Source organism: Bacillus sp. NS1, assembly GCF_058248265.1.
In genome coordinates, this window is sequence record NZ_JBZAZF010000003.1 from 112683 (window position 1) to 129020 (window position 16338).

At 44.7% G+C, this 16338-nt stretch carries 16 protein-coding genes and 1 pseudogene; 15 read left to right on the forward strand and 2 right to left on the reverse strand.

Annotation, left to right across the window (positions count from 1 at the left end):
- Positions 1-70: 70 nt before the first annotated feature.
- The 3 genes from trmB (at position 71) to AC4CV5_RS11025 (ending at position 3611) form a co-directional block, all read left to right on the forward strand.
- Positions 71-712, forward strand: a complete 642-nt coding sequence (gene trmB / locus AC4CV5_RS11015; RefSeq protein WP_166849532.1) for a tRNA (guanosine(46)-N7)-methyltransferase TrmB — start codon at positions 71-73, stop codon at positions 710-712.
- Between the two features lie 270 nt (positions 713-982).
- Complete coding sequence (locus tag AC4CV5_RS11020) at positions 983-1828, forward strand: YtnP family quorum-quenching lactonase (protein WP_166849535.1); 846 nt, start codon at positions 983-985, stop codon at positions 1826-1828.
- A gap of 82 nt (positions 1829-1910) precedes the next feature.
- Positions 1911-3611 carry an NAD-dependent malic enzyme gene (locus AC4CV5_RS11025; RefSeq protein WP_490922758.1) on the forward strand — a complete coding sequence of 567 codons (1701 nt, stop codon included), beginning with the start codon at positions 1911-1913 and terminating at the stop codon, positions 3609-3611.
- Positions 3612-3663: 52 nt separating this feature from the next.
- Here AC4CV5_RS11025 and AC4CV5_RS11030 read toward each other — a convergent pair whose 3' ends face one another.
- Complete coding sequence (locus tag AC4CV5_RS11030; RefSeq protein ID WP_166849540.1) at positions 3664-3981, reverse strand: PepSY domain-containing protein; 318 nt, start codon at positions 3979-3981, stop codon at positions 3664-3666.
- A 158-nt stretch (positions 3982-4139) separates the two neighbouring features.
- Here AC4CV5_RS11030 and AC4CV5_RS11035 point away from each other — a divergent pair, with 158 nt between their 5' ends.
- Positions 4140-5213, forward strand: a complete 1074-nt coding sequence (locus tag AC4CV5_RS11035; protein WP_166849543.1) for a M42 family metallopeptidase — start codon at positions 4140-4142, stop codon at positions 5211-5213.
- Positions 5214-5269: 56 nt separating this feature from the next.
- Here the strand turns inward: AC4CV5_RS11035 and AC4CV5_RS11040 are convergent, their stop codons facing one another.
- A complete protein-coding gene (locus AC4CV5_RS11040) occupies positions 5270-5716 on the reverse strand; it encodes a YtoQ family protein (RefSeq protein ID WP_166849546.1) in 447 nt (148 codons plus the stop codon).
- 77 nt (positions 5717-5793) lie between these two features.
- Here AC4CV5_RS11040 and AC4CV5_RS11045 point away from each other — a divergent pair.
- The 11 genes and pseudogenes from AC4CV5_RS11045 (at position 5794) to ccpA (ending at position 16316) form a co-directional block, all read left to right on the forward strand.
- Positions 5794-5911: pseudogene (locus AC4CV5_RS11045) on the forward strand (hypothetical protein).
- 39 nt (positions 5912-5950) lie between these two features.
- Positions 5951-6274, forward strand: a complete 324-nt coding sequence (locus tag AC4CV5_RS11050) for a thioredoxin family protein (protein WP_166849549.1) — start codon at positions 5951-5953, stop codon at positions 6272-6274.
- Positions 6275-6288: 14 nt separating this feature from the next.
- Positions 6289-7098: a DUF1444 domain-containing protein gene (locus tag AC4CV5_RS11055; RefSeq protein ID WP_166849553.1), complete on the forward strand. Its 810-nt coding sequence runs from the start codon at positions 6289-6291 to the stop codon at positions 7096-7098.
- A gap of 15 nt (positions 7099-7113) precedes the next feature.
- On the forward strand, positions 7114-7719 hold the full coding sequence (gene ytpR / locus AC4CV5_RS11060; protein WP_490922760.1) for a YtpR family tRNA-binding protein: 606 nt from the start codon (positions 7114-7116) through the stop codon (positions 7717-7719).
- A 158-nt stretch (positions 7720-7877) separates the two neighbouring features.
- Positions 7878-10754 (forward strand): DNA translocase FtsK, encoded by a 2877-nt coding sequence (locus tag AC4CV5_RS11065; RefSeq protein ID WP_490922761.1) that lies wholly within the window; start codon positions 7878-7880, stop codon positions 10752-10754.
- A gap of 249 nt (positions 10755-11003) precedes the next feature.
- The gene (murC, locus tag AC4CV5_RS11070; RefSeq protein WP_166849579.1) at positions 11004-12302 is read left to right on the forward strand and encodes a UDP-N-acetylmuramate--L-alanine ligase; all 1299 of its coding nucleotides are present in this window, start codon (positions 11004-11006) and stop codon (positions 12300-12302) included.
- A gap of 162 nt (positions 12303-12464) precedes the next feature.
- The gene (locus AC4CV5_RS11075; RefSeq protein WP_166849582.1) at positions 12465-12887 is read left to right on the forward strand and encodes a DUF948 domain-containing protein; all 423 of its coding nucleotides are present in this window, start codon (positions 12465-12467) and stop codon (positions 12885-12887) included.
- A gap of 30 nt (positions 12888-12917) precedes the next feature.
- Positions 12918-13373, forward strand: a complete 456-nt coding sequence (locus AC4CV5_RS11080) for a YtxH domain-containing protein (RefSeq protein WP_166854612.1) — start codon at positions 12918-12920, stop codon at positions 13371-13373.
- Between the two features lie 23 nt (positions 13374-13396).
- Positions 13397-13723 (forward strand): bacillithiol system redox-active protein YtxJ, encoded by a 327-nt coding sequence (ytxJ, locus tag AC4CV5_RS11085; protein WP_166849585.1) that lies wholly within the window; start codon positions 13397-13399, stop codon positions 13721-13723.
- Positions 13724-13959: 236 nt separating this feature from the next.
- On the forward strand, positions 13960-15036 hold the full coding sequence (locus AC4CV5_RS11090; protein ID WP_003223454.1) for a bifunctional 3-deoxy-7-phosphoheptulonate synthase/chorismate mutase: 1077 nt from the start codon (positions 13960-13962) through the stop codon (positions 15034-15036).
- Positions 15037-15311: 275 nt separating this feature from the next.
- Positions 15312-16316 carry a catabolite control protein A gene (gene ccpA, locus AC4CV5_RS11095; RefSeq protein ID WP_075747104.1) on the forward strand — a complete coding sequence of 335 codons (1005 nt, stop codon included), beginning with the start codon at positions 15312-15314 and terminating at the stop codon, positions 16314-16316.
- The last annotated feature ends 22 nt before the right edge of the window (positions 16317-16338 follow it).

Below are 16338 nucleotides of genomic sequence, written 5' to 3' on the forward strand. Positions count from 1 at the left end.
AACGATCTTGCGGGTCTTTTTAATTCATGGTATGTTGTTAGTCGAAATAATAGATAGAGGTGTCAATCATATGAGAATGCGCCACAAGCCTTGGGCTGATGACTTTTTGGCTGAGAACGCAGATATTGCCATCAGCAATCCTGCTGATTATAAAGGAAAATGGAACACAGTGTTTGGCAACGACAATCCGATTCATATCGAAGTTGGTACAGGAAAAGGGCAATTCATTTCAGGAATGGCCAAACAAAATCCGGACATCAATTATATTGGGATTGAGTTATTTAAAAGCGTTATCGTGACAGCCGTCCAAAAAGTAAAAGACAGCGAAACGCCGAATGTAAAGCTTCTGAATATAGACGCGGACACGCTGACGGATGTGTTTGAGCCGGGTGAAGTCAAACGGGTCTACTTGAACTTTTCTGATCCGTGGCCGAAGAAACGCCACGAAAAACGCCGTCTGACATATTCCCACTTCCTCAAAAAATATGAAGAAGTAATGGGAAAAGGCGGAGCGATTCATTTTAAAACGGACAACCGCGGCTTGTTTGAGTACTCTTTGAAGAGCTTTTCTGAGTACGGCCTGCTGCTGACATATGTCAGTCTCGATTTGCATAACAGCAATCTGGAAGGCAATATTATGACAGAATATGAAGAAAAATTCTCAGCACTCGGCCAGCCGATCTATCGGGCTGAGGTTGAATGGAGAACGTAAAACAGACTCTGACAGGAGTCTGTTCAGTTTATTGACAAAATCCTAAAACAGTTTATTGTTTTAGGATTTTGTCATCTTTTCAGCGTGATTGAAAACCCTTGAAGTCTAGGAAGGGCGAGCACGGGAGCGTAGCGAATGCTAAAATTCGTGAGCACCGGAGCGCAGTCCTGACAACGAATGCAAGGGTTTGCCGACACGATGAACAGACTCTGACAGGAGTCTGTTTTTTTTATGGCCCGTTTGCTACCATGATGACAGGGGGGGATGAAAATGGAAACAATGAAAATTGGAAACATCACGTTGACCTGGCTCGATGGAGGCGTGACGCATATGGACGGAGGCGCCATGTTCGGCGTCGTTCCAAAGCCGCTATGGTCCAAAAAATATCCAGTCAATGAAAAAAACCAGATTGAACTAAGGACAGATCCTATCCTCATTCAAAAGGACGGGCTCAATATCATCGTCGACGCCGGAATTGGGTCCGGCAAGATGACTGATAAACAAAAACGAAACTATGGAGTGACACAAGAGTCGAGCGTGAAAGCATCATTAACGGCACTTGGATTGACGGTTGCTGATGTAGACGTAGTCGCTATGACACATCTTCATTTCGACCATGCATGCGGTTTAACGGAATATGAAGGAGATCAGCTCGTCTCTGTCTTTCCGAATGCAGTGATTTATGCATCAGCTGTTGAATGGAATGAAATGCGCCATCCAAATATCAGATCGAAAAATACGTATTGGAAAGAAAACTGGGAGGCTGTTGCCGGCCAAGTCAAAACCTTTGAAGACACCTTAACGATCACAGAGGGAATTACTATGCACCACACCGGAGGCCATAGCGACGGACACAGTGTACTTATATGCGAGGATGCGGGTGAAACCGCCGTACATATGGCAGATCTGATGCCGACACACGCCCACCGCAATCCGCTATGGGTGCTGGCTTACGATGATTATCCGATGACCTCTATACCGCAAAAGCAGAAGTGGCAGGCATTTGCAGCGGAAAAAGACGCTTGGTTTATTTTTTATCATGATGCTGGATTTCGCGCGCTTAAATGGGATGAGGATGGAAACATCAAAGATTCAGTCAAGCGAATGAAGCAATAGCATATTTTTATGTTTACCCTGCATGTTTTCCGGCTAATAATGCAAACCTAGTACTAATTATGCTCAGAAAGGAAGAGGCAGGGTGAAACAATTCAAAGTAACAAACGAAGGAGACATTCAAACAACATTAAGAGGCCTTGAAGTACTCTCTGTTCCTTTTTTGAACAAAGGTGTTGCTTTTACTGAGGAAGAAAGAAAAGAACTTGGTTTAAAAGGCTTTCTGCCGCCGAAGGTATTAACGATTGAAGATCAGGCGAAAAGAGCGTACGAACAATATTCCGCACAGCCTGACGATTTGAGCAAGAATGTCTATTTAACGGCACTACACGATCGGAATGAAACGCTGTTTTACCGCCTGTTAAATGACCATTTAGGGGAAATGCTCCCGATTGTCTACACGCCGACAGTCGGAACGGCGATCCAGAGATACAGCCATGAATACAGAAAGCCTAGAGGACTCTATCTGTCAATCGATGACCCGGACGGTATGAAAGAAGCATTTAAACAGTATAAAGATCAAAGCGATACGATTGATTTAATTGTTGCAACTGATGCGGAAGGAATTTTAGGAATCGGAGACTGGGGCGTCGGCGGAATCGCGATTTCTATCGGCAAACTTGCGGTTTATACGGCAGCTGCCGGCATTGACCCAAGCAGAGTGCTGGCTGTCGTTTTAGATGCGGGGACAAATCAGGAGAGCCTCTTAAACGACCCGCTTTATGTCGGCAATCAGCATTCCAGAGTGCGTGGGGAACGCTATGACCAATTTATTGACGATTATGTTGCGCTGGCAAGAGAAACGTTCCCCAATGCATTGCTGCACTGGGAGGATTTCGGAGCGAAAAATGCGCGCAGCATTTTGAAACGCTATAAAGATAAAGTATGTACATTTAATGATGATATCCAAGGTACAGGCGCTGTTTCACTGGCGGCAGTCTTATCCTGTGCAAAAGCGTCTAAAGTGCCGTTGAGGGATCACAGAGTTGTCATATTCGGAGCGGGAACAGCAGGAATCGGAATAGCTGAACAGCTGCGGGAAGCATTGGTGCGCGAAGGGCTGAGTGAGGAAGAATCATACCAGCGCTTCTGGTGCATAGACCGAGATGGGCTGTTAACAGATGATATGGATCAGCTTCTCGATTTCCAAAAGCCTTATGCCCGTCCGGCTGATGAGGTGAAGGATTATCGGCCGAACGGAGAAGGCGGGGGGATTGATCTCCTTGAAGTGGTCCGGCAGGCGAAACCGACGATCCTGATCGGGACATCAACTGTTTCCGGCGCATTTACTGAAGAAATTGTAAAAGAAATGGCTTCACACGTAAAACGTCCGGCCATTTTGCCGATGTCAAATCCGACAACTCTTTCTGAAGCAAAACCGCAGGATTTAATCGAATGGACGGAGGGCCGCGCGCTGGTCACGACAGGAAGCCCGTTTTCCCCGGTGGAATATAACGGCGTAACGTACCATATCGGCCAAGCAAACAACGCGCTTGTTTTCCCTGGTCTCGGGCTTGGAACAATTGTCACCAAATCAAAATTAATAACTGATGGCATGTTTGAAGCATGTGCACGCGCGATTGCAAGTATGGTCAATGTCGGTGTGCCTGGCGCGCCGATGCTTCCGAAAGTAGAGGATTTGCGGACTGTATCGGCAACCGTTGCAGTTGAAGTCGCTAAAACCGCAATTAAAGAAGGCGTTGCGACGGAAGAGCCTGACGACATCATACAGGCTGTGCAGGACGCGATGTGGTATCCGGTATATAAACCAATTCGCGCGATATAATAAAAAAGAGCCGCTGCATGGGCAGCGGCTTTTATTTTACGCTTGTCCGGTATTAAGAGGCGATTGTATCAATAACATCTACAATTTCCCCCGTTTTCGCATCCACCATGACCTCATACTGCTCTAATTCTCCGAAAGCTGATCGTGTAATGCCGGTTTTGTACACCTGTACCGTTTCTCCGTTCAATTTGTAAGGCTCGGGCTGGGTGTAAATCCATGATCCGTCAATCGGCCCCCGCTGCTTAAAAGCGGATTTTACGATTCGAAGCGCTTTTTCTGAAGAAATATAAGGCTTCATCACATATTGTTTCACAACGACTGCCGTACAAATGCCAAGTCCTGCTCCTAAAAGAAGATGACGCAATTTCAAAATAAAGCACCTCCTGGTTGATCGTACTTTTCATTATACAGAAACCGCCAAATCCTGTTAAGCAATACGCGGCTGATTGAGCAGATTCGGTCAGGGTGCTTGGAAAACTTGATTTTTTCTAATAAAATAAAAGGACTACATAGAAATGAGGGGAAAACATGAATCAAGAAACGAAAGCGCTTTTCCAAACACTGACGCAGCTTCCCGGCGCGCCGGGCAATGAGCATCAGGTTCGTGCTTTTATGAAGCAGGAGCTTGCTAAATATGCCGATGACATCGTTCAGGACAGACTGGGAAGTGTTTTCGGAGTCAGAAAAGGCGAAGAGGGCGCACCGAGAATCATGGTAGCCGGGCATATGGATGAAGTCGGCTTCATGGTCACATCCATTACAGACAACGGGCTGCTCAGATTCCAGACACTCGGGGGCTGGTGGAGCCAGGTGCTGCTTGCACAGCGAGTTGAAATTCAAACTGATAACGGGCCGATTCCAGGTGTGATTTCAAGCATACCGCCGCATCTGCTGACAGATGCTCAGCGAAATCGCCCGATGGATATCAAAAACATGATGATCGATATAGGAGCGGATGATAAGGAAGACGCTATCAAAATTGGCATAAAACCGGGGCAGCAGATTGTTCCTGTCTGTCCATTTACGACGATGGCAAATGAAAAGAAAATTTTATCAAAAGCGTGGGATAACCGGTATGGATGCGGCTTGAGCATTGAACTTCTGAAAGAATTGCACGGAAAAGAACTTCCGAACACGCTTTATGCGGGTGCTACGGTTCAGGAAGAAGTGGGGCTGAGAGGCGCGCAGACGGCTTCCCATATGATTAAACCAGACTTGTTTTTTGCGCTTGACGCAAGTCCGGCAAACGATATGAGCGGTGACAAAAATGAATTTGGCCAGCTTGGAAAAGGCTTTTTGCTCCGGATTCTTGACAGAACGACAGTCATGCACCGCGGAATGAGAGAATTTGTTCTTGATATGGCGGAATCACATGATATTCCATATCAATATTTTGTATCAGGCGGGGGAACAGATGCAGGGAGAGTTCATATTTCGAACAGCGGTGTTCCTTCAGCAGTTATCGGAATTTGTTCCCGCTACATTCATACGAACGCTTCTATCATTCATATTGATGATTATGCTGCTGCTAAAGAAATGCTCATCAAACTTGTAACAGCCTGCGATAAGCAGACGGTGGATGCAATTAAAGAAAATATGTAGGATTACATGAAAGCTTGTTGAACGGGGCAGTAAGCCCGGATCGACAAGCTTTTTTCTTATTCTGTTTCAAATACATAGGAAAGGGCCTTAATGGCTTGATTCACGGTTTCAACCGTTATATTTGCTTTGTTGGAAAGCTCTTTTAAAGGATGGTGGAGCGATTCCGGCCGGATGATAATCAGGGGTTTTCCTTTTGCGATTGCATATGATGCATCCATTGCCGTGTTCCACTGTTTGTATTTTTCGCCAAACAGGGCGATCACAAAGTCTGCTTTATTCATCAAGACGGCGGTTCTGAAGTTGTTCATGTCAGAGGCTTTGTCATCCTTCAAAACGGCGTTTGGCTGAACGCCCATAACTTCTTCTCCGATATTGTCTGATCGGTCATGATTCTCCATCGGCCCGACAAACGTAATCGGCAGCTTCAGTGATTTTGTTTTCTCTTTGATTTCCTCGCGCCAATTGCTGTGGATTTCTCCTGCTAAATAGACGATAAACTCCATACTGAATCCCTCCTTATGTATGTCCATCTGTAAATTTTACCCTCATGTACAAGATGTTAAACGAAACGAGCTTGATAATGCAAATGAAATATGATAATGATAATGGGAAAGCCAATCTTACATATTTCATTCGTTGCATATAAGTGGTTTTGCCGCAAGCAGTTTGGTATGATCCAAATGGACGAGTATCGATAAACCAACATGTAAGAACATAAACAACTGGAGGGATATGAAATGAAAAAAATTGAATCAACACAAGAGCTGGAAAAAGCGGTAAAGGATGATTGGGCGGTATTTATGTTTTCAGCAGATTGGTGCCCGGATTGCCGTTTTGTAGAGCCTTTTCTGCCTGAACTGGAAGCGAACTTCCCTGAATTCACTTACTACTACGTAGACCGCGACAAATTCATTGATACGTGTGCAGAGTGGGAAATTTACGGCATCCCAAGCTTTGTGGTTTTTAATGAAGGAAAAGAAGTAAATCGTTTTGTGAGCAAAGACCGCAAAACGAAAGAAGAAATTGAAAAGTTTTTAACAGACTCTCTCGCTAAAGCGTAAAGGAGGACATCGGTTTGAAAATGACCTCAAGGAAGCTGTCAGATATACTGAAACAGCGCCTTCAGCACGAGAATCGCTCCTTTCTGTTTGACAGAGAAAAAGACACCCTCCGTGTTGAGGATCAAACGACCAAAAAAGGAATTACGCTCGACCTGCCGCCAATTATTGCAAAATGGGAACTGAAAAAAGACGAAGCCATTGATGAGATTGTGTACTATGTCTCCGAAGCAATGACGGCAATGGAAGGGAAGGCTCAGGAAATGACCGGAAAAGAAAGCCGCATTTATCCGGTTATCCGCTCAACTTCTTTCCCGGACAAGTCCAGCGAAGATATTCCGCTCATTTATGATGATCATACTGCAGAGACAAGAATTTATTACGCGCTAGATCTAGGGAAAACCTATCGTTTAATTGATCAGCGCATGCTCGAGAAGGAAAACTGGACAAAAGAGCGGATCAGAGAGACGGCTGCATTTAATCTCCGTTCCCTGCCGACGGTTGTCAAAGAGGATACGGTTGCCGGCAATTACTTTTATTTCTTCAGAGCAAACGACGGTTACGACGCCAGCCGGATTCTGAACGAAGCGATTTTAAATGAATACAAGCAACGTGCAGAAGGTGAGCTGGCGATCTCTGTTCCTCATCAGGACGTGCTGATTCTTGCTGACATCCGGAATGAATCGGGGTATGATATTCTAGGACAAATGTCGATGAGCTTCTTTGCAGGCGGCACCGTTCCGATTACCGCCCTTTCATTTTTGTACAATGAAGGAAAGCTGGAACCGGTGTTCATCCTGGCGAAAAGCCGTCCGAAAAAGGATTAGAAAGGATTTTTACTTATGAACGCTTTTTATAATAAAGAAGGTGTAGGAGACACGCTTCTGATCTCTCTTAAAGACGTGACACGCGAACAAATAGGCTATGAAAAACATGGCGACGTCGCCAAAATGTTCAATAACGAAACAAAGGAAACCACGGGCTTCAACATTTTCAATGCATCTTCTTACTTGACCATTGATGAAAACGGCCCTGTTGCGCTCTCAGAAACATTCGTGCAAGATGTGAATGAGATTCTAAACAGAAACGGCGTTGAAGAAACATTAGTCGTTGATTTATCTCCGAAGTTTGTTGTGGGATATGTGGTATCAAAAGAAAAACATCCGAATGCGGATAAATTAAGCGTATGTAAAGTCAATGTAGGAGAAGAAACGCTTCAGATCGTCTGCGGTGCGCCTAACGTTGACCAAGGCCAAAAAGTTGTTGTTGCCAAAGTAGGCGCTGTGATGCCGAGCGGACTTGTTATTAAGGATGCCGAGCTTCGCGGCGTTCCGTCAAGCGGAATGATCTGCTCAGCAAAAGAGCTCTCTTTGCCGGATGCCCCTGCTGAAAAAGGAATTCTGGTGTTAGAAGGAGACCATGAAGCGGGAGATGCATTTCAGTTTTAGACTCCCATAAATCCGCCCAAAAAAACGAATCATGTGAAAAGCCGCTAAGCCCTTGTTTAGCGGCTTTATTTTGCTGAAAGCTTAATCTTTTCTGGGCCGACCAGCAATGGTATACTAAAAACCGTCCCAGAAAACTATAAGGGAGTTAGAGATAAATTATGAGTTGGCTTCATAAATTTTTTGATTTGTTTTTAGGCGAGAGCGAAGAGAAGGCTGAACGGGAGACAAAACCCGCTCAAATGCCGCAGCAACAAGAAGTACATCATCATCCTGAAGGACAATTAAAAAGGTTGGAAGATCCTAAAATATATTATGAATATCCAAAAGGCAAGTTCCGTTTTCCGATCGTGCCTGACGGATACAAAAATCAAGACTTAAGAAGGCGCCGCGGTGCACCATCGGACGAACCGAAACCCGCGCCTCGTCCAAGCGCTGCACCATACAGGGAACGTTCCAAAGGTGAAAAAGAGCAGCATACATATCAAACATCAGAGCCGGCGAAGAAACCGTTTAAACCGACAAATATCCCTTCGCCTATATATGGTTTCAATCAAAAACCATCCGTCAAAAAGGATGTGCCGAAACAGCCTTCTGAAACCTTGAAGGCACCGGACAAATCTGTAAAAGAGAAAGTCACTCTGCTGTCAGAAGAGATCGAACGTGAACGCGGCTATCTTGCGCCAGACAGACCGGAGCAGTCCAAAAAAGAAGCGGATAGTCAATTCGAAGAACAGCCTTCTGGCATCTTAAACGGAACGGCTGAAGGGCATGAAGAAGCGCTGGCGCAGCGCCCAGCCGAAGAGCGGTCAAACAAGAGAGTGCCATCTGCTAGCATTGAGGCGGAAAAAGAGACGCCTTTCTTCTCGGCAGGACAAAATGAAGAGCAAACAGCGCCTGAGACACTGGCAGATATGGTGGCTGAGACACAAGAAGGCCTTACAGGCAGTGAAGTAAGCCGTGAAGACATCATGCCTGCAACGGATGAGACTCTAGAAGAACAAAAGGAACAACAGTCAGAGGAAGTAGAAGAGCCTGTGTTCCGCGGTGAACAAAATGAAGAGCAAACAGTATCTGAATCTCTGACAGATCCAGTATCTGAGGCCGAAGTAGCAGAAGAGCCGTCAGACAGCTCTGTAAACAATTATCACGAAATCTCGGCAGAAGCTTCTGAGACCCTATCTGTTCAAGAAGAGCAAATGGAAATTCAACAGAAAGAGCCTTCTTTATTTACAGATCATGAGTATTCATCATCTGAGGCTATGACTCAAGCAGAAACTGATGCCAAAGAATCAGAAGAGCCATCAGACAGCATAATAAATAATCAGTACGACATCCCGGGAGAAACTGAGGACGCGAAGATAGATGTTCAGCCAGACAGCCATACAGAATCGGTTGAGAATGACGGCTTGGAGCGGGATTCCGGACCGTTTGCTGCAGCCCCTGAAAATCCGCAGGGAATTCGTGCGAACGGAACACAACCAGCTATAGAGGAGCCGCAAAAAAGACCTGTCATGCAGGAGAAACGGGCTGAACGAAGCGCATCTCCTCAAAAAGGGCCGTCCGTTCCTTTTAATGTCATGATGCTGAAAAGAGATACGCATAAGCAGCAAAAAGCAGAGGAGCGCCGCGGCAGCTATGTGTTTCCGAATGTCTCACTGCTTGATGTCCCGCCAGCGCAAGTTCAGGACGATACTGCGTGGATCGAAGAACAGCGTCAGCTTCTTGATTTGACCCTGAAAAATTTCAATGTCCGCGCCAATGTGGTCCATGTGACCCAGGGTCCGTCTGTTACAAGATTTGAAGTGCATCCTGAACCAGGCGTAAAGGTGAATAAAATCACCAATTTATCTGATGATATTAAACTCAGCCTGTCTGCAAGAGATATTCGGATTGAAGCGCCGATTCCTGGGAAAAACACAATCGGAATTGAAGTGCCGAACCGCTCGAGCAAGGTGGTTGATTTGCGCCAGATGATTCGCAGCTCAGCTTTCAGGACAAGCAAGTCACCGCTCACGGCTGCGCTGGGATTGGATATCTCAGGAAACCCTGTCGTTATCGACTTAAAGAAAATGCCGCATGGATTGATTGCCGGCGCTACGGGCTCGGGAAAAAGCGTTTGCATCAATACAATATTAGTCAGCCTGCTTTATAAAGCCGATCCGAGTGAGGTAAAGGTGCTGCTGATTGATCCGAAAATGGTAGAGCTGGCCCCTTACAACAAAATTCCTCATCTTGTCAGCCCGGTCATTACTGACGCTAAAGCGGCAACGGCTGCTTTAAAATGGGTTGTTGAGGAAATGGAGCGGCGCTATGAGCTGTTTGCCCATTCAGGTGTCCGCGACATTGACCGCTTTAATCAATTAACCGCTGATCACCACACGGGCGAAAAGCTGCCGTATTTAGTTGTGGTTATTGATGAGCTTGCTGATTTGATGATGGTGGCTCCAAATGATGTAGAAGAGAGCATTGCCCGGATCGCCCAAAAAGCCAGAGCGTGCGGAATTCATCTGCTTGTCGCAACTCAGCGGCCGTCGGTCGATGTCATTACCGGTCTAATTAAGGCGAATATCCCGACGAGAATCGCATTTTCTGTCTCAAGCCAGGTTGATTCCCGCACGATCATTGACATCGCCGGTGCAGAAAAGCTTCTTGGAAAAGGGGATATGCTCTTTTTGGAAAACGGCTCGGGAAAACCTGTCCGCCTGCAAGGTAACTTTGTGTCGGACCGCGAAATCGACCGCGTTGTTTCCCACGTCAGAAAACAAATGCCGCCAACCTATTTATTTGAACAAGAAGAGCTTGTAAGACAGGGGTCAGCGCTGAAAGAAGAGGATGAACTGTTTTACGAAGCGTGTGAGTTTGTTGTTGAGCAAAACAGCGCGAGTACTTCAAGTCTGCAAAGAAGGTTCAGAATCGGGTACAATCGCGCGGCAAGGCTGATCGATATGATGGAAGCGGAAGGCATGATCTCTGAGGCAAAAGGAAGCAAGCCTCGTGAGGTGCTGATCACAGCAAGTGATTTAATAAAAGAATAATATAGGTTCATTTTCACACTAAACATGGTATGATAGTGTTTAGAGCATTTAACAGCTATGCCGCTTTACAGCAGATGTGCATAGATTAATCTTGATATCTAGGTTTAAACGGAAAGAAATAACCGGATACTGAACATAACAAAACATATAAAATACGCCGCTAAGTGCGGCTTTTCAGCCGCCGCGGTCGCAAATTGAAATGAGCGTCATATACTGGGGAACAGATAGACGTTTGTTGGAGGTACAATTATGACTGTTTATCATTTTGTTGGAATAAAAGGGACCGGTATGAGTCCGCTTGCCCAAATACTTCATGATAATGGATATACTGTCCAAGGATCGGATATCGAAAAATTTATTTTTACGCAAACAGCGCTTGAAAAAAGAAATATTACGATTCTTCCATTTAGCGCGGATAATATCAAACCCGGCATGACAGTCATCGCCGGAAACGCATTCCCAGACACGCATCCTGAAATTGAAAAAGCCGTGTCTGACGGAATTCCGGTGATACGTTATCATAAGTTTTTAGGCGACTACATGAAAAAATTCACTAGTGTTGCTGTTACGGGCGCACACGGCAAAACGTCGACTACGGGTCTGCTGGCTCACGTGATCCAAAACGCAAAACCGACGTCTTTCTTAATCGGGGACGGAACAGGCCAGGGAAATGAAAACAGTGAATACTTTGTGTTTGAAGCGTGCGAATACCGCCGCCATTTCTTAAGCTATCAGCCAGACTACGCGATTATGACGAATATTGATTTTGACCATCCTGATTACTTCTCAAGCATTGACGATGTGTTTGATGCATTCCAAGAGATGGCTCTTCAAGTCAACAAAGGGATTATTGCCTGCGGAGACGATGAGCACCTGCCGAAAATCCATGCGAACGTCCCGGTTGTGTATTACGGCACGGGGGAAGAAAATGATTTTCAAGCCAGAAACATCGTAAAAAGCACGGAAGGGACAACTTTCGATGTATTTGTCCGCAATACATTCTATGATACGTTTTATATTCCTGCGTACGGCCACCACAATGTATTAAACTCATTGGCGGTCATCGCGTTATGCCATTATGAAGAAATTGATTCCAGCATCATTAAGCATGCCCTCAAATCATTCGGCGGCGTCAAACGCAGATTCAATGAGAAGCAGCTCGGGGATCAAGTGCTGATAGATGATTACGCTCATCACCCGACAGAAATAAAAGTGACGATTGAGGCGGCAAGACAGAAATACCCTGATCGTGAAATCGTCGCGGTATTTCAGCCTCATACATTTACGCGGACGCAGCAATTCCTTGACGAATTCGCAGAAAGCCTGAGCGGGGCTGACTGTGTGTATTTATGCGATATTTTCGGCTCAGCCCGGGAGAATGCAGGAAAGCTGACAATCGGCGACCTGCAAGGAAAAATTCATAACGCTAAGCTGATTGAAGAAGATGATACATCTGTTTTAAAAGCTCATGAAAAAGCCGTTCTCATCTTTATGGGAGCAGGAGATATCCAAAAATATATGAGAGCCTACGAAAACGTTATGGCATAATAAAAAAGCAGTGATCTCACTGCTTTTTATTTATCTGATGGAAAAGCTTGTTAAAGGATTTTCCTACATAGTGGAGAATAATATGTATACAGCCCAGTACACATGTTTATGATTGAAGAAAACGGGTAAACAGCAGTATATCCTGCAGCAAGGAGGTTTGAGATGATTATTATTCTTTATTTAAGCGTTGCACTGATCGCAGTCGCATTTCTGGTATTAGTGATCTACTTGTCTAAAACATTGAAGTCACTGCAGCTGACACTAAAACACGTCGCATCCACTCTCGAGGGGCTGGAGGGACAAATGAAAGGCATTACAACTGAAACAGCCGAGCTTTTACATAAGACCAACCGCCTGGCTGAAGATATTCAGGAAAAATCAGAAAAGCTGAACACGGTCGTTCATGCTGTTCAAGGGGTGGGAACTTCTGTACAGCAGTTCAATACATCCATGAAACAGGCGGCAGGGTCTGTATCGGCATCAGTAAGAGAAAATCAAGACAAGATCAATCAAGTTGTCACATGGGGCCAAGCAGCAATGGAAATGTGGGAGAAATGGAAGCAAAAGAAAAAATCAACCCTGTAAGAGAAAAAAACACTATGAGGAGGAATAATGATGAGTAAAGATGGAATTAATAGTAAAGATTTTTTAATCGGAACTTTAATCGGGGGAATCATCGGTGCCACTACCGCTCTTTTCCTAGCGCCTAAATCAGGCAAAGAACTTCGCGACGATCTCGGCAGCCAAGCTGTTGCTTTACGGGACAAAACTGACAAAATGACAGCAGATGCGAAGGAAAAAGGCACGCAATATGTCAGCATTGCAAAAGACAAAACATCCAACATTACACAGCTTGTAGCGGATCAGTCAGGGCAGATCATGAACAAGGTGAAGGATTTAAGAGACCGTTCCAAATCTGCTAAAACAGATTCATCAACTGATATGCAAGAGATGAGAGAAGAAGCGATGCAGGCGGCAGACGAAACAAAAGATCAAGTCCTTCAAGCGAAAGAAGATGTAAAAGACGAACTGAAAGATGCACAAAAGCAGGCTGAGCATATCAACCGCTGAGCCGGGAAGGAAGATCTTGAATCATGGCAAAACAACTTATTCAATCTGAGGAAGAATTTAAACGCATTGCAGAACAGGAAGGCACTTTCGTCTTCTTTAAACACAGTACTACATGCCCGATCAGCCAGGCAGCATTTCATGAGTTTAATGCCTTTGCAAATCAGCATGAGGATGTGCCGGCTTACTATCTGCAAGTACAAGAAGCACGGCCGCTGTCAAATTTCATCGCAGAAACATACAGCATAAAGCACGAAAGCCCTCAGGTTTTCGTCATCCAAAACGGTGAAGTGAAATGGCATACCTCACATTCACAAATTACAGAAGCGGCCATTGAGCAGCATTTATCATAGAAAAAAGCGTCCAGATACTTTCTGGCGCTTTTTTTTTGAAAAAACCCTTGAACATTGCCCTCACATCATGTAGGATAGCTTCATAGATTACTTTATCACTTAAAAGCGTTTGGGTAATAAAGTAGCGTTTTTATAAAATTTTTTGTATTTCAGTATTTCCATTTGGAATTACTTATAGTAAGATGCATGATAACTACAAAATAAAAAAATGAATGTGCAGGGAAAGGATGAAAATAATGAGCAACACAGAATTGGAGCTTTTAAGGCAGAAAGCAGACGAATTAAACCTACAAATTTTAAAATTAATCAACGAACGCGGAAATGTTGTAAAAGAGATCGGTAAAGCGAAGGAAGCACAGGGTGTCAACCGATTTGATCCTGTCAGAGAACGCACAATGTTAAACAATATCATTGAAAACAATGACGGGCCGTTCGAAAATTCTACCATCCAGCACATTTTTAAAGAGATATTCAAAGCCGGTTTAGAGCTTCAGGAAGAAGATCACAGCAAAGCGCTGCTTGTCTCCCGTAAGAAAAAACCTGAAGATACAATTGTAGATATCAAAGGTGAAAAAATCGGAGACGGCCAGCAAAGATTCATTGTCGGCCCATGTGCAGTAGAGAGCTACGAGCAGGTGGCTGAAGTGGCTGCAGCTGCGAAAAAACAAGGAATTAAAATTCTGCGCGGAGGAGCCTTTAAGCCTCGTACGAGCCCATATGATTTCCAAGGGCTTGGTGTTGAAGGCCTTCAAATCTTAAAACGTGTAGCGGACGAATTTGATCTGGCAGTGATCAGTGAAATCGTAACTCCGGCTCATATCGAAGAAGCGCTGGACTACATTGATGTCATTCAAATCGGAGCGCGCAACATGCAAAACTTCGAGTTGCTGAAAGCGGCCGGCGCAGTGAAAAAGCCAGTGCTTCTGAAGCGCGGACTTGCTGCAACGATCTCTGAATTCATCAATGCCGCTGAATACATTATGTCACAAGGAAACGACCAAATTATCCTTTGTGAGCGCGGTATCAGAACATACGAAACAGCAACGAGAAACACACTGGATATTTCTGCTGTACCGATTTTGAAACAAGAAACGCATTTGCCTGTCTTTGTTGATGTTACGCATTCAACCGGCCGCCGCGACCTCTTGCTTCCGACAGCTAAAGCCGCTTTAGCAATCGGTGCAGACGGCGTAATGGCTGAGGTTCACCCTGATCCGTCAGTCGCACTTTCTGACTCTGCTCAGCAAATGGCGATTCCTGAATTCGAAAAATGGCTGAATGAACTGAAACCTATGGTTAAAGTCAACGCTTAATTGAACAATACAAAAGGCCGCGTCTGCGGCTTTTTTTTATGCTTTCTCGTTTAATTAGTTATAAAATCCAAGTATACGTTTTCATCATCTATAAAAACGTGTATAATTTCATGAGAAGTATATAAATTTGATGAATAATGAAAAATAATGTACACTACTGACTTACGCTTACAAATCATAAACGACATAAATTCGGACATTATGACATTTCTCTACATAAAGTGTTTATGCTATAGATAAGGATAAGTGTATCCAGTAAAAGGAGTGGTTTTAGGATGAGCAATATTACGATCTACGATGTAGCGAGAGAAGCTAATGTAAGCATGGCAACTGTTTCCCGTGTCGTGAACGGCAACCCGAATGTAAAACCGACAACGCGGAAAAAAGTCTTGGAAGCTATTGACCGTCTCGGCTACCGTCCAAACGCGGTGGCAAGAGGCTTGGCGAGCAAAAAAACAACAACTGTAGGTGTCATCATTCCCGATATCTCAAGCATTTTCTATTCAGAGCTTGCGCGCGGAATTGAAGATATCGCGACAATGTATAAATACAATATTATTTTAAGCAACTCTGACCAAAACATGGAGAAAGAGCTTCACCTGTTAAACACAATGCTCGGCAAACAAGTGGATGGCATCGTGTTTATGGGCGGAAACATTACAGACGAGCATGTTGCGGAATTTAAGCGTTCACCAGTGCCGATTGTACTTGCCGCTTCTGTAGAAGAGCAGGAGGAAACACCGTCAGTCGCAATCGATTACGAACAGGCGATTTATGATGCAGTGAAGCTTTTGGTTGATAAAGGACATACAGATATCGCATTCGTTTCCGGACCAATGACAGAACCGATCAACCGCTCGAAAAAACTGCAAGGCTACAAACGCGCGCTTGAAGAAGCGAATCTTCCGTTTAATGAACAATTTGTCGCTGAAGGGGATTACACATATGATTCCGGACTTGAAGCGCTGCAGCATTTGATGAGCCTGGACAAAAAACCGACAGCCATTCTTTCTGCAACTGATGAAATGGCTCTTGGCATTATCCATGCGGCTCAGGATCAAGGCTTATCCATTCCTGAGGATCTTGAGATTATCGGCTTTGATAATACGAGATTAAGCCTCATGGTTCGTCCGCAGCTTTCAACAGTTGTTCAGCCGACATATGATATTGGCGCCGTTGCGATGAGACTGCTGACGAAGCTCATGAATAAAGAGCCGGTTGAAGAGCATATCGTCGAACTGCCGCACCGTATAGAACTAAGAAAGTCAACCAAGTCATAAGAAAAACAAGAGAGCAAGCTTC